General features: G+C 47.6%; 10 protein-coding genes and 2 tRNA genes. 8 read left to right on the top strand and 4 right to left on the bottom strand.

Annotated features, from left to right (window positions below; genetic code table 11):
- The first annotated feature begins 112 nt into the window (after nucleotides 1–112).
- The 5 genes from OL444_RS00110 to OL444_RS00130 are packed head-to-tail and all read left to right on the top strand — an operon-like array spanning nucleotide 113 to nucleotide 5,832.
- Nucleotides 113–1,345: a Pycsar system effector family protein gene (locus OL444_RS00110; RefSeq protein WP_264735282.1), complete on the top strand. Its 1,233-nt coding sequence runs from the start codon at nucleotides 113–115 to the stop codon at nucleotides 1,343–1,345.
- 6 nt (nucleotides 1,346–1,351) lie between these two features.
- Nucleotides 1,352–3,343 (top strand): polyphosphate kinase 1, encoded by a 1,992-nt coding sequence (gene ppk1 / locus OL444_RS00115; protein WP_264735281.1) that lies wholly within the window; start codon nucleotides 1,352–1,354, stop codon nucleotides 3,341–3,343.
- Nucleotides 3,344–3,372: 29 nt separating this feature from the next.
- Nucleotides 3,373–3,876 (top strand): thioredoxin family protein, encoded by a 504-nt coding sequence (locus tag OL444_RS00120; protein ID WP_264735280.1) that lies wholly within the window; start codon nucleotides 3,373–3,375, stop codon nucleotides 3,874–3,876.
- A 7-nt stretch (nucleotides 3,877–3,883) separates the two neighbouring features.
- Entirely contained in the window at nucleotides 3,884–4,393 is a 510-nt protein-coding gene (locus OL444_RS00125; protein WP_264735279.1) for a DUF4442 domain-containing protein, read from the top strand.
- Between the two features lie 32 nt (nucleotides 4,394–4,425).
- Complete coding sequence (locus OL444_RS00130; protein ID WP_264735278.1) at nucleotides 4,426–5,832, top strand: MBL fold metallo-hydrolase; 1,407 nt, start codon at nucleotides 4,426–4,428, stop codon at nucleotides 5,830–5,832.
- 65 nt (nucleotides 5,833–5,897) lie between these two features.
- Here OL444_RS00130 and OL444_RS00135 read toward each other — a convergent pair whose 3' ends face one another.
- The 4 genes from OL444_RS00135 to OL444_RS00150 form a co-directional block, all read right to left on the bottom strand.
- On the bottom strand, nucleotides 5,898–9,053 hold the full coding sequence (locus OL444_RS00135; protein WP_264735277.1) for a ligand-binding sensor domain-containing protein: 3,156 nt from the start codon (nucleotides 9,051–9,053) through the stop codon (nucleotides 5,898–5,900).
- A gap of 229 nt (nucleotides 9,054–9,282) precedes the next feature.
- Nucleotides 9,283–9,354, bottom strand: a tRNA-Glu gene (locus OL444_RS00140).
- A gap of 248 nt (nucleotides 9,355–9,602) precedes the next feature.
- Nucleotides 9,603–10,289: a DUF1345 domain-containing protein gene (locus OL444_RS00145; protein ID WP_264735276.1), complete on the bottom strand. Its 687-nt coding sequence runs from the start codon at nucleotides 10,287–10,289 to the stop codon at nucleotides 9,603–9,605.
- Between the two features lie 144 nt (nucleotides 10,290–10,433).
- Nucleotides 10,434–10,505 (bottom strand) — tRNA-Glu (locus OL444_RS00150).
- Between the two features lie 141 nt (nucleotides 10,506–10,646).
- Between OL444_RS00150 and gap the strand changes: the two genes are divergently transcribed.
- From gap to OL444_RS00165, 3 genes are all read left to right on the top strand, one after another.
- Nucleotides 10,647–11,663, top strand: a complete 1,017-nt coding sequence (gene gap, locus OL444_RS00155) for a type I glyceraldehyde-3-phosphate dehydrogenase (RefSeq protein WP_264735275.1) — start codon at nucleotides 10,647–10,649, stop codon at nucleotides 11,661–11,663.
- A gap of 156 nt (nucleotides 11,664–11,819) precedes the next feature.
- On the top strand, nucleotides 11,820–13,019 hold the full coding sequence (locus OL444_RS00160) for a phosphoglycerate kinase (protein ID WP_264735274.1): 1,200 nt from the start codon (nucleotides 11,820–11,822) through the stop codon (nucleotides 13,017–13,019).
- Between the two features lie 103 nt (nucleotides 13,020–13,122).
- Nucleotides 13,123–14,538, top strand: a complete 1,416-nt coding sequence (locus tag OL444_RS00165) for a cation:proton antiporter domain-containing protein (protein ID WP_264735273.1) — start codon at nucleotides 13,123–13,125, stop codon at nucleotides 14,536–14,538.
- The last annotated feature ends 49 nt before the right edge of the window (nucleotides 14,539–14,587 follow it).

Below are 14,587 nucleotides of genomic sequence, written 5' to 3' on the forward strand. Positions count from 1 at the left end.
TCAATTTTGAATTCATTGGCAGGTAGTTACCATTTATTGATAAATTGCATACAAAGACCGGTACTATCTTCCGTTCGTTTCGCAGGCATTCATTTTAACAGCTATCGTCACTATGCAAAATTCACTCCTTATAGATGCAGCCAGGGATTATGTCACCGCTCAATATCAGCAACATCCCCGACCGGACCTGGTATATCATAATCTGGAACATACCCATCAGGTAGTGCAGGCAGCCTCACAGATAGCTGCACATTACCGTTTACAGGACGATGAACTGCTGGCTGTTTATATTGCGGCCTGGTTTCATGATGCTGGTTATCTGTATGGTCCCGGCAATCAACACGAAGAAAACGGCGCCAAAGAAGCCCTGCATTTTCTACAGCAACAACAGGTAGCAGAAAATGTTCAGCAAATGGTGCAGGGAGCTATCATGGCTACCAAAATGCCTCAGTCGCCCAAGAACCTGGTAGAACAGATTGTTTGTGATGCCGACCTCTTTCACCTCGGCTCTGCCACTTACAGTACCCGCAACAAATTGCTGCGGCAGGAAGTAGCGCTGACCCATGAGCAAGAGATTCCGGCTACGCAATGGCTCGCCGGCAATATCCGGTTCCTGACAGAACATCACTACTGGACAGACTATGCCCGCACCTTACAAAAACAACAGAAAGAAGAAAACATCGAGAAACTGAAAAAGAAGCTGGAGAAAAAAAATAAAGAAGCGCAGGATTCTGCCGCTGCCGTAGTTCCGGCTGCCGGTAGCGCACCCGCCACCGCTACAGAAAAGGTAAAAGAGAAGAAACTAAAAAAACCGGAAAGAGGTGTGGAAACCATGTTCCGGATTACGTCTACCAATCATATCCGGCTTAGCTCCATGGCCGACAGCAAAGCGCATATCATGATATCGGTGAATTCCATCATCATCTCATTTATGCTCACAGTACTGGTACGCCGGCTGGAAGATTATCCCAACATGATTATTCCCGCGATCATCTTCCTGACCACCTCTGTTACCACCGTTATTTTTTCTGTATTGGCTACAAGACCCAACGTTACCAGCGGTACCTTTACTAAAAATGATATTGCTAAGAAAGACGCCAACCTGCTCTTCTTTGGTAACTTCTATAAAATGCAACTGGAAGAGTATCAGTGGGGCATGAAACAAATGATGGAAGACAGCGACTTCCTGTACAGCAGTATGACCAAAGATGTGTATTACCTGGGCGTTGTATTGGGCCACAAATACCGGCTGCTGCGAATTTCCTATAATATCTTCATGTTTGGTTTAATCGCCTCCGTACTGGCGTTTGTCATTGCAGCAATTTTCTTCCCGGTAAAAGCATAGTGATTCATGAGTGTTCCTTTATATAACCGCGATCTGAGCTGGTTGTCGTTTAATTACCGGGTATTACTGATGGCAGCAGACCCACAGGTACCCCTATACGAACGTATTAAATTCCTGTCTATATTCTCTTCCAACCTGGATGAATTTTTCCGCGTACGAATGCCCACTATACAGGCCATCCATAAAGTATTGGAAAAAGATCCCGGCGCCGGCGGCGATGAAACCCTCACCACCGGCACCCTGCAGGAAGTATTACAGGAAATCAACCGGCAGCAGCAGGAATACGGACAGATATTCACCGGCAAAATATTGCCGGCACTCCTGGAACAACAAATACAACTCTATTTCAATCAGCCGCTGGAAGCAGCCCATACCGCTTTCAGCAAAGATTATTTCCTGACCACCATCCTCGGCTGGCTGCAGCCGGTATGGCTCACCGGAGAACCGAAGAAACTATTTCTGGAAAACAATGCCCTGTACCTGGCCATCACTTTAATACCCGATAACAACCCGGTCGTACAGGAGCAGGTGATCCTCAATATTCCGGCAGCATTGCCCCGTTTCCTGCAGCTGCCTTCCCTGAACGGCAGGCACTACATCGCCTTCCTGGACGACATTATCCGCGCGCATCTTCCCTATCTCTTTCCCGGCTACCAGATATACAGCGCATATAGCGTTAAACTAACCCGGAATGCAGAAATGGATATGGATGAAATGAAAGGAGATATCCTGGAAGAAGTAGAAACGTTGGTACGTAAACGTGAGTTAGGCATTCCTACCCGTTTTCTGTATGATGCAGCCATTCCTTTGCCTTTACTGCATTTCCTGGCACATCAGTTTGAAGTGGAAACACACGAGCTGGTTGCCGGCGGGCGTTATCACAATCTGAAAGACCTGGCAGACCTGCCGGTGCCGGGTGATATACCACAAGCCAGCTACCCCCGGATAGCGCCGGCTGTAAATCCGGCAGCTGGTCATACCGACCGGTTACTGGACCATATTCAGCAACAGGATATGCTCATTCATCTCCCCTATCAGCAATACGATCCTATTCTGCGCTTCTTCAATGAAGCCGCCACCGATACCAGTGTACAGGAAATATATGTGACCTTGTACCGGATTGCCTCCGGCTCCCGGATTGCACAGGCACTCATCAGCGCTGCCAGAAACGGCAAACAGGTCACCGTATTTGTAGAGCTGAAAGCCCGCTTCGATGAAGCCAACAATGTGCGTTGGGCCAGGAAAATGAAAGATGCCGGTGTAAAACTGATCTATAGTATTCCCGGCATGAAAGTACACGCCAAAACAGCGCTGGTAAAACGGAAACGCGGCTACCAATGGGATTATTCGGGACTGATTGCCACCGGCAATTTCAACGAAAGCACGGCACGTTTCTATACAGATCATGTATTATTCACCGCCCATACCGGTATCACCCGGGAAATGGAGCTGTTGTTTATCTACCTGCAAAGCCGTTCCCAACCGGATGCCTATAACTTCCTGCGTTTTGAGCATCTGCTGGTGGCGCAGTTTAATATGATCGACCGTTTTACCGCCCTGATAGACCGGGAAATAGCCCATGCCCAGGCAGGCAGACCGGCACATATCACTATTAAACTCAACAACCTGCAGGAAAAAGAGATGATTGCCAAACTGTATGAGGCCAGTCAGGCCGGCGTACAGATAGACCTGATCATCCGTAGTATTAATTGTCTGGTACCTGATATACCGGAAAGCAGTGGTATTCGCATTACCCGCATTGTAGACCGTTACCTGGAACATGCCCGGGTATTTATTTTCCATAACAACGGTACTGCAGAAGTATATATGGGGTCTGCCGACTGGATGAACAGGAATCTGCACCGCCGCATCGAAGTATGTGTGCCGGTATACGATCCTGTATTACAGCAGCAACTGAAAGATATCATTGCCCTGCAGCTGCAGGACAGCCACCTGGCACAAAAAGCGATTCAGTCTTATGTGCAAAATATAGTGTAATTTAGAAAGAAGTATTAAACGAGTATTTTATGAAGAAGTATGTATGGATGTTGTTATTGAGTATTGGTTTTGCTATACCGGCCGCACAGGCACAAACCCAGGACCTCGCACACATCTACAACCCAACAGCCGATGCCAAAGCCGACCTGGCTGCTGCCGTAAAAAAAGCCGCGAAAGAAAATAAACACGTCTTATTACAAATTGGTGGTAACTGGTGTATCTGGTGCAAACGACTCTATAAATTCGTGGATGATCATACCAGCCTGAAAGCTGCTATGGAAAAAGACTACGTAGTATATCATCTGAACTATAGTAAAGAAAATAAAAACCTGCCTATCCTGAAAGAACTGGGCTACCCGCAACGTTTCGGATTTCCGGTACTGGTAGTACTCGATGCACAGGGCAAACGACTGCATACCCAAAACTCCGGCCTGCTGGAATCTGCGGATTCCTACGACGAAAAGAAACTGCAGGAGTTCTTTAAACAGTGGTCTCCCGCTGCCTTGTTGCCTTCCAATTATATCAACGAATAATTCCAATATGAATACGGGCATTACCAGTTTCAACGCGGATGCTGTGCAATCTTTTATCAGATTTGCGCAGCATCCGTTTAAGTTTTCGGCGTTCCTGTTCTGGAAATTACCATCAGCCTGGTTGTGTGGTGTGCGGGCAAAATCATTAACCCCCGATGTATGTGTGACCTCCGTACCTTATCGCTGGATATCCCAGAATCCTTTTCAATCTACCTATTTTGCCTGCCTGGCAATGGCCGCGGAACTGAGTACCGGCCTGCCCGCCATGATGTATGTACGCAGCGCCCCGAAACGGGTATCCATGCTGGTAACAAACATCCAGGCCACCTTCGTTAAAAAAGCTACCGGGCTTACTTTCTTTACCTGCACAGAAGTACCTGTATTAAGAGATGCCATGGCACAGGCCATCCGTTCCGGAGAACCCGTGACCGTTACCATACACACCGAAGGCAAAGACAAAGACGGCACATTAATTGCCACCTTCGCTGTCACCTGGTCTTTTAAAAGCAAATCGTAAACGGTGAACTCCATTCACCTTAAAATACAGATATGAAAATAGCATTTCATGGCGCTGCACGCACCGTTACAGGATCTAAACACCTGATTACACTCAGGAACGGAAAAAAGATATTATTGGATTGTGGTATGTTCCAGGGCATGGGGAAAGATACCGAGAGTTTGAACCGCGACTTTGGATTTGATCCGCAGGAAGTCACGTACATGGTGCTATCGCATGCCCATATCGATCACTCCGGGCTGATTCCCCGCCTGGTGAAAATGGGATACAAAGGCAACATTTACTGTACACCAGGCACCCGCGATCTCACAGAAATCCTCCTGATGGATTCTGCCGAAATACAGGAAGATGATGTGAAATTCTCCAACAAAAAAAGAGCAAAAGAAGGCCTTCCCTACCTGCAACCTTTGTATACGGTAGATGATGCCAAAATAGCTATTAAATCTTTGAAGCCCGTAGCGAAATACGATACGTGGATAAATATAGATGAGGATATCGCCCTGATGTTTACCGATGCCGGACACATTGTGGGCGCCGCTTCTGTACATCTCCGGATTACAGAAAACGGTAAAACAGAACAGATCTCTTTCAGCGGTGACATTGGTCGTTATAATGACGCCATCCTGAAATCACCGGCTACTTTCCCACAGGCTGATTACGTGCTGATAGAATCTACCTATGGCAGTACCCTGCATGCCGATGCCGCGCCGGCAGATGCTGAGCTGCTGCGTTACATCCGGGAAACCTGTATTGAAAAAAGAGGGAAGCTGATCATTCCGGCATTCAGCGTAGGACGTACCCAGGAGCTGTTATACGCCTTAAACAATGCCCAGCTGAAAGGTACCCTGCCCAAAGTAGATATCTTTGTGGATAGCCCGCTGTCTACAGAAGCAACGGCAGTAACCAAAGCCCACCCCGAAGTATTCAACCGGGAAGTATCCGATCTGCTGAAGAGAGATGATGACCCGTTTGATTTCCCCGGATTACGGTATGTTAAATCCGTCGATGAATCCAAACTACTCAACTACCGTAAAGAGCCTTGTGTCATTATATCCGCTTCCGGCATGGCGGAAGCCGGGCGTGTAAAACACCACATCGCCAATAATATTGATGAACCACAGAATACCATCCTGATAGTAGGTTATTGTGAACCACAATCGCTCGGTGGACGGCTGATGCGCGGCGCCAAAGAAGTATCTATTTATGGTACCCGTTTTGAGGTAAAAGCTGAAGTAGGCGTTATCCGCTCTATGAGTGCCCATGGCGACTACGAAGACCTGCGCCAATGGCTGGCCTGCCAGGACCCCAGGCGTATTAAAAAACTATTCCTGGTACATGGGGAATATGATGTGCAGACCATCTTTAAAAACTGGCTGCTCAAAAGAGATTTCCTGGATATCGAAATCCCCGACAAACATTACGAGGTAGGATTAAGTTAAGTCATCACACTTCCATTATACAATACGCCCTGTGCAGCGGATCATTGCTGTACGGGGCGTTACCATTATTCACCGATCAGGGGAAACCACAGATTAATACGGGTACCTTCCGGCTCCCCTTTTTCATTGGTCAGGTCCTCAATAGCAAAACCGGCATCCGCATTAAAACGCCGGTTATATAACGCCAACCGGTCGCGGGTAATTTGCAGGCCGCGCGACTGATGCGATACCATTCGTTTCATCGCAGCCGCTTTCTCCCGCCCGATGCCATTATCTTCCACGGTGCAATAAAGCTGGTGGCCTACCTGCCGGAAAGTAATGGTCAGCTTACCTTTCCGCTCTTCGTACAATAGTCCATGCCAGATGGCATTTTCCACAAATGGCTGGATAATCATGGTGGGTATCTCCACCATATCTGCATCCAGTAAAGGATCTATCAGAATATGATATTCAAACTGATCTGCAAACCGTAGCTTTTCCAATTCCAGGTAATTCTCCAGCATCGTTACTTCCTTGGAAACCGGAATGTTGTTGAGCTGAGAGTTATCCAAAACATTCCGGATCAGTTTTGCGAAACGGGCCAGATAAGACAATGCCTGCTCCGTTTCACTTTTCATCATAAATGTCTGGATGGAATTAAGCGCATTGAAAATAAAATGTGGATTCATCTGCGCCCGTAATGCCCGCATTTCCAGCTGCGCCATCTGTTGCTGAATGGCCTCCCGCTGTTTGGCTTCTCTTTTAATACCTGCAATCCGAAACCGGTAGTACAGATAAATCAGCGAGGCAGTTATCACCAGTATCAATAAACGAAACCAGGTAGTTTGCCAGAAAGCCGGTTTAATAAACAACTGTAAACTGGTGATACGTGCGGAAAAAGTACCCACCGTATTCACCGCCCGTACCCGGAAGGTATACCGGCCTGGCGGCAGATTGGTATATTTGGCCGTTAGCAGATCTTCTGTACTCACCCAGTTTTCATCCACGCCTTCCAGCTGGTAGAAGTAACGGATTTTCACCGGATGGTGATATTGCAGGCTTTTAAAAGTGATGCTGATGAAATTCTGTTTGTAGGATAAAGTCACGGGCACCTTATCACGCAGGGCTGTTTCGATCAGGATACTGCTATCCATCGCGCGCAGGCTGACGATGCTCACATCCGGTGGTGGTGGCGCCTCTTTCAGACTTGCCGGATCAAATGATACAAAGCGGTTAGCACCGCCTATCAGCAGGTTCCCGTTCTGCAGTTTCACAATCCGACGACGTACCCGCCGGGTATTATCTATAATCAGGTCGCCCTGTACAAAAGTTTCCAGGTCATCCTGCGGCAGGTCGTACCGGTAAAACCCATACAGGGTAGTAAACCATATTTTACCCGGTACATCTTCTGCCATACTCAATATCCAGCCGTCAAACAGGTGGTTATTGATCTGGAGTGGCCGGTAATGATGGTTTCGGGTATTAAAAACCCACAACCCATGATCTGTTCCCACCAGGATGGTGCTGTCATTGTACTTTAATAAACAGGTGATATTGTTGTAGAGTGATTTCTCCAACTTGAACGCTGTCTGGCTGGTAAGCCGATAGGTACGGGTATCGAAACCAATCAGGCCTCCGCCGCTGGTACCCAGCCATAGCAATGAATCTCCTTCGGGTATCATATCCATCACAGATACGGGTTTATTCAGGGCATCCGTTAATTCGTGGTAATACCGGAAGGTGTTGCGTTGCGGGTTCCAGCTGGCCAGTCCTCTTTTGTACAGGCCAATCCAAACCAGGCTATCGTTGTAGGGTTGCAGATGCAGCAAGGTTTGTTCGCATAGTTCCGGCGCCGTCAGGTGTTTGGTAAAGTAGCCGGTAGCCGGGTTAAACAGCGACAGATGCCCATTTTCCTGGCCTACGAGGATGGTCCCGTCTTTTAGTTCCGAGAAGCTCCATACCAATCCTCTTTCTTCCGGTAGCGTCGTTCTTTCATGTCCTTCATGATGGATATAATTACGCACCAGATTTAACTGCGGGGATAGCCTGCTGAAACCTCTTCCCCAGTAACCGACATACACTGCACCATCCGACGCCTGGTAAATACCCGTTACTTCCGCTACCGGCAGGCGTTCCGATGTACCGGAAAAAGTGCTGCGGTGATCAAAGATCCGGAAGGAATTGTTATGCAGGTTCAGAATATTCACGCCCCGGTCGGTACCTATCCACAAATGTCCTTCCCTGTCGCTGAGAAAACAGTTGGCTTCATAATCGTAATGCAGGCCTTGTTCATCCTCATTTTCTGCGGTAATATTCACATCAAAGCTTTGGGTTGTTTCATTGAAACGGAAAATGCCGCTTTTCTCTGTAGCTACCCACACCTGGTTTTCGCCGTCCATAGACACGTCGAAGATGGCATCGTTGATGTCGTCATCCGGTTTTCTTTTAGCCGGGGTGGTGTGAAAAGTATAGGTATGCAGGTCGCGGGCTGTTGGGTTATAGCAATACAGTTGTCCGGAGCGGCCGGCCAGCCAGATGCGGTGACGGTTATCTGTAATAATTTTATTGAAACTGTTGCGGATATGGAGTACCGGTAATTTTTTCGGGTTGTGGGAAGCGGAGAAAAACTGCTGTCGTTCCCGGTCCAGGATATACAATTCATGGGCGCCGCTGATCCACAGATTACCGTTTTCATCTTCCATGATCGCGTCTTTCATATCACTGCGGATAGCTTCCGGAATCATCAGTGCTTTTTTAAAGCTGCCGGCTTTTTCGTCGTAGCGTAGCAAGCCGTCGTAGGTAGTAGCCCATATCACCCCGTCATGATCCTGGATAATCTGGCTGCATTTCAGCCCTTCCGGCCGGGCGATGCTATTATCGATCGGCAATATCCTTACAAGGGCCGTAACGGGGTCATATACACGAATATTATCGGGAGTACCCATCCATATCCTGCCTTGTCTGTCTTCACACAAACAAATATCGTCATAGTAGATGGAGCCGGGCACCCGGTCGAAGTTGGCAATCGTTACCAGGTTGGTACCATCATATCGCTGGAGGGCGGTGCTGGCAATCCAGATAAATCCTTTCCGGTCCTGCAGAATGGCAGATACGTGATTGCTGGCCAATCCTTTACTGATATTGAGATGGGCAAAGTTGTAGGAAACTTTCGGGCGCTGGGCAGTGATGGCTGTGGTTAGCAGCAGCATGATTCCCAGCAGGTAGAAAAAACACCTGGTCATAATTGGTCGTCGCTGTAATATCAGCTTAAGGTGCTGTTGAATCATCGCGGATTGGGAAGTGGGATCGTATGGATAAATTTACTAAATGTTACCGGAATAAATAGCCAGACAGGGAAAGCGTATACAGGTGTAACAAATGGGTAGTTGGTATAACTGTATTTGAGGAGAAAGATAATGGGTATTACCCCAAAATAAAAGAGGACCTCTAAAATAGAAGTCCTCTTTTTTGTACCACGTACGGGAATCGAACCCGTGATTCCTCCGTGAAAGGGAGGCGTCTTAACCCCTTGACCAACGCGGCATTTCTCGTTTGGGATTGCAAAGATAGACAAATGTTTAACAATGCAAAATTTTTTTTCTTTCTTTTTATAAAAATAAGAAAATAATGGATGTGTCTGTGTAATAATATTGTCTTTTCACCTACTGGATAACAATATAACATCCTACGCAAACCGGCTATAGCAAAGAGATGTAAGTATTTCAATCAGTTATATGACGTAATCATAAAAAATATTCCGGCGATATAACGGCTAAGCCTACACGTCTGCTTTATTCTTTTAACCCGGCAATCAGGTTAATGGTCAATGCCACGACGAAAGTATTGAGTGCAAAGGATATTAACCCATGCAATAATGCCGTGCGACGGATCACCCGGGAGTCTATCTGTACATCAGACACCTGAAAGGTCATCCCGATTACAAAAGAAAAATAGGCAAAGTCGAGGTAGTCCGGTCTTTTCTCTTTGGGAAACTCCAGTCCTGCTGCATGCCGCGTACTATCCTGGTCGTCATCATCATAGTACAGGTTCGCATAATGAAAACAGAAGGTAGTATGTACCATCACCCACGATGCCAGCATACTGGTAATGGCCACCGGCAGGTAAAGGAGTTTGGGTGTATGGGAGGTATCCGGAGATAACATCAGCAGCAACACCGTAAACAGGCTGGAGAAAGAGGCCAGCAGAATGATAAAAGATACAAAAAAGCGGCTGCCATCATCTACCCGGGCCCATTGCCGGATCTGTTCCACCGACCGGTTAAAGAATACAATCCAGCCGGTAGTGATATAGGAGAGCGCAAATACGTCCCACAGCAGCATGTAGTATACCAGGTCCGGCAAATGAATTTTACTGAGCTGCAGCCCCAGCAACGCGGCCAGTGTAAGCCCCAGGCTAACCAATACCCGCTGTAGCGGATGCATATTCAACAGGATATTCACTGCTTTCTTCTTTTTCATGGGCGCAGACTTTATGGAAATTTACTACGACTAAATGATATTAAATAATTGTCAATGATAGATTTATGCAGATGCTGACAGCGGAGGAAGGATGGGCAGGGGGGAAATAAAAAAAGGACTTCTTTGCAGAAGTCCTTTCTCTTGTACCACGTACGGGAATCGAACCCGTGATTCCTCCGTGAAAGGGAGGCGTCTTAACCCCTTGACCAACGCGGCATGTCTCGTTTGGGATTGCAAATGTATGATCTTATTTTAAATTTCCAAAAAATATTTCAATGTTCTAAATTTCTATTGATTCCTAAAGGTATAGATTGTAAATTCGCTCTCGATTTTTTCATACTCAAATCACGATGTAAAATGGGAACTACTCTCAAAATTGGTATTAATGGTTTCGGTCGTATCGGCCGTTTGGTATACCGCCAGATTTACAAAATGCCCGGCATTGATGTGGTAGCTATCAATGATCTCACCAGCCCCAACGTACTGGCGCATTTGCTGAAATATGATTCAGCGCAGGGTAGATTTGATGCAACAGTTACACATTCTGACAACGCAATTAATGTGAACGGTGAAGATGTGAAGATATATGCACAAAAAGATCCTTCCCAGATTCCATGGAAAGAGCACGATATAGATGTAGTGATCGAGTGTACCGGTTTCTTTGCTGACAAAGACAAAGCTTCCGCACACATCACCGCTGGTGCTAAACGTGTAGTAATTTCTGCTCCTGCTACCGGTGATCTGAAAACCATCGTTTTCAACGTGAACCACGCTTTACTGGATGGCAGCGAAACCGTTATCTCCTGCGCTTCCTGCACCACCAACTGTCTCGCTCCTATGGCGAAAGTCCTGAACGACCAGTTTGGTATTGCTTCCGGTTTAATGACCACTATACACGCTTATACCAACGATCAGAACACCCTGGATGCACCACATCCAAAAGGTGACCTGCGCCGCGCACGCGCTGCTGCAGCCAACATCGTGCCTAACAGCACCGGTGCTGCCAAAGCAATCGGCCTGGTATTGCCAGAACTGAAAGGTAAACTGGATGGTAGCGCACAACGTGTACCTACTATCACAGGTTCCCTCACTGAGCTGACTTCCATCCTGAACAAAAAAGTAACCGTTGATGAAGTAAATGCTGCGATGAAAGCCGCTGCCAACGAATCTTTCGGTTATACAGAAGACGAAATAGTTAGCTCCGATATCATCGGTATCGACTACGGTTCCCTGTTCGATGCTACCCAAACCAGAGTATTATCTGTAGGTGAGCAGCAGCTGGTAAAAACCGTTTCCTGGTACGACAACGAAATGAGCTATGTATCACAACTGGTGCGTACTGTTAAGTACTTCGCCGGTCTGATCAGCAAATAATATTTTATACACTCCCGGTGCAAACCGGGAGTTGTTCATTCCGCGGAACTACACCATCACAGCAATATGCCAGATTTCTTTGGTTGATACCTGCTTTGTGCTGTTGGTCCGCGGTTTTTTTATGGAGCCATCTTTCCATTAGCAAAACCGACATATATGAGCCAATTTTCCGATTATAACTTCAACGGCCAGAAAGCCTTGGTACGCGTAGATTTCAACGTTCCCCTGAACGATAAATTTGAAATCACCGACGATACCCGCATGCGGGCAGCCGTTCCTACTATTAAAAAGATATTGAAAGATGGCGGTGCTGTCATCCTCATGTCCCACCTCGGTCGTCCGAAAGACGGTCCTACCGATAAATACTCTTTAAAACACCTGGTGTATCACCTCATTTCCCTGCTGGATGGCGTTACCGTTAAATTCGCAACCGACTGTACAGGTCCGGTAGCGGAAAAAGCGGCGGCTGATCTGCAGATGGGTGAAGTGCTGTTGCTGGAAAACCTGCGCTTCCACAAACTGGAAGAAAAAGGGGATGCCGGATTTGCAGAAGAGCTGTCTAAACTCGGTAACGTATATGTCAATGATGCATTTGGTACGGCTCACCGCGCGCACGCATCTACCGCTGTCATTGCGCAGTACTTCGCTCCTGAAAACCGCCTCTTCGGCCTGCTCATGGAAGCCGAAGTAAGCAATGCAGAAAAAGTATTCAACAATGCTGCTGCTCCTTTTACCGCCATCCTGGGTGGCGCTAAAGTAAGCGACAAAATTCTGATCATCGAAACCCTGATGGAGCGCGCCAACAATATCATTATTGGCGGTGGTATGGCCTATACTTTCCTGAAAGCACAGGGAAAAGAAATCGGTAACTCCCTCTGCGAAAATGATAAACTGGACCTCGCCAACGAACTGCTGGTAAAAGCCAAAGCAAAAGGCGTACAATTCCTGCTCCCAGTAGACTCTGTAGCAGCTGATAAATTTGCCGCAGATGCAGCTACACAGGTAGTTTCCAACGATAATATTCCTGCCGGCTGGATGGGCCTGGACATTGGTCCGGATTCCGTAGCCCTGTTTACGCAGACCATCCTGGCTTCCAAAACCATTTTATGGAATGGCCCGATGGGTGTATTTGAAATGCTTCCTTTCCAGGCAGGTACCAAAGGCGTAGCTGATGCTATCGTTACTGCCACTGCCCAGGGCGCCTTCTCACTGGTAGGCGGCGGCGACTCTGTAGCAGCCGTGAATCAGTTCGGACTGGCAGAAAAAGTAAGCTATGTATCCACAGGTGGTGGCGCCATGCTGGAATTCTTTGAAGGAAAAGAATTACCAGGTGTAGCAGCTATCAAAGGGGCATAATCAACACCGGTAAAAAAATCATGTATATGGGAGAAGATAAAGGCGGCATTGATTCGTGTATATCTTCTCCCTTATTTATACCCTCCGCATCAATCTTTCCACCATGAACAAACGCCTGCTCCTGTATCCGGTTGTTATCGGCATATTTGCAGCCCTGATCTGGATTATCCTCCAGAAAGGACAATCCCTGCCTGTGCATCCTGCCAAAGCTGCTGCCGCTGTAACAACCGCTGCACACGCCGCCACAACCGATTCCTGGTGGCAATACTTCAGTAACCTGCAACATCCGCTTTGCCTGTTATTATTGCAGATCATTGTGATCATGCTGGCATCCCGCTGCTTTGGCTGGCTGGCCAACAGAATCGGGCAACCTGCCGTAGTAGGCGAAATCATTGCCGGCGTATTACTGGGGCCTTCTTTATTAGGCTGGTTATCCCCTTCCTTCGCTACCTTTTTGTTCCCCGCAGCATCTTTGAAGAACCTGCAGTTCCTCAGTCAGATCGGTCTGGCCTTCTTTATGTTCATTGTAGGAATGGAGCTGGACCTCAGCAAAATCAGGAATAAAGCACATGATGCCGTCATGATCAGCCATGCCAGCATCATTATTCCGTTTTTTCTGGGCGTTTGGCTGGCTTATTTTCTGTTTGCGGACTTCGCCCCTGCCAACGTCAGTTTCCTCTCATTTGCGCTGTTTATGGGCATCGCTATGAGTATTACCGCATTTCCGGTACTGGCGCGCATCGTGCAGGAAAGAAAACTAACCCACACCCCACTCGGTATCATGGCCATTACCTGTGCGGCCGCCGATGATGTTACGGCCTGGTGTGTGCTGGCTGTCATTGTTGCCATTGTAAATGCCGGTGGCGTATGGAGCGCCGTTATCACGATTGTACTGGCTTTCCTTTTTGTAGGCATTATGCTATGGCTGATACGCCCCTGGCTGGCCCGCACCATTCAGTTTCATCTGCAGAAAGGCCGGCAGAAAGCAGCTGTATCCCTCGTTTTCTTCACCTTGCTGATTGCAGCCTGGCTGGCAGAAGCCATTGGTATACATGCCTTATTCGGCGCCTTCCTGGCCGGAGCGATCATGCCCGCCAACAGCGATATCAAACAATTACTCACCGATAAACTGGAAGATGTAAGCGTGGTAGTATTACTGCCTATTTTCTTTGCCTTTACGGGTCTCCGCACCTATATCGGCTTACTGGATGCCAGCTGGTTGTGGGTGGTATTTGGTATGATCATGCTGGTAGCGGTAACCGGTAAGTTCGGTGGCAGTGCCATTACGGCCCGTATGATGGGACAATCCTGGAGCCAGGCGGTGTCTATCGGCGCGCTGATGAATACCCGGGGACTCATGGAACTGGTAGTACTCAACATCGGTTTTGATTTAGGTATTCTTTCTCCGGAGATATTCACCATGATGGTACTGATGGCATTGGCCACGACCTTTATGACCGGCCCTCTCCTGGACCTGGTAGCGTTTGCGGAGAAAAGGAAAAAGATGTTTATGCTATAACAATCGTGCATCAGCAGTGCTGATAGTTGATGGAAATGTACATCAGTAA

The organism is Chitinophaga nivalis, from assembly GCF_025989125.1.
Lineage (GTDB): Bacteria > Bacteroidota > Bacteroidia > Chitinophagales > Chitinophagaceae > Chitinophaga > Chitinophaga nivalis.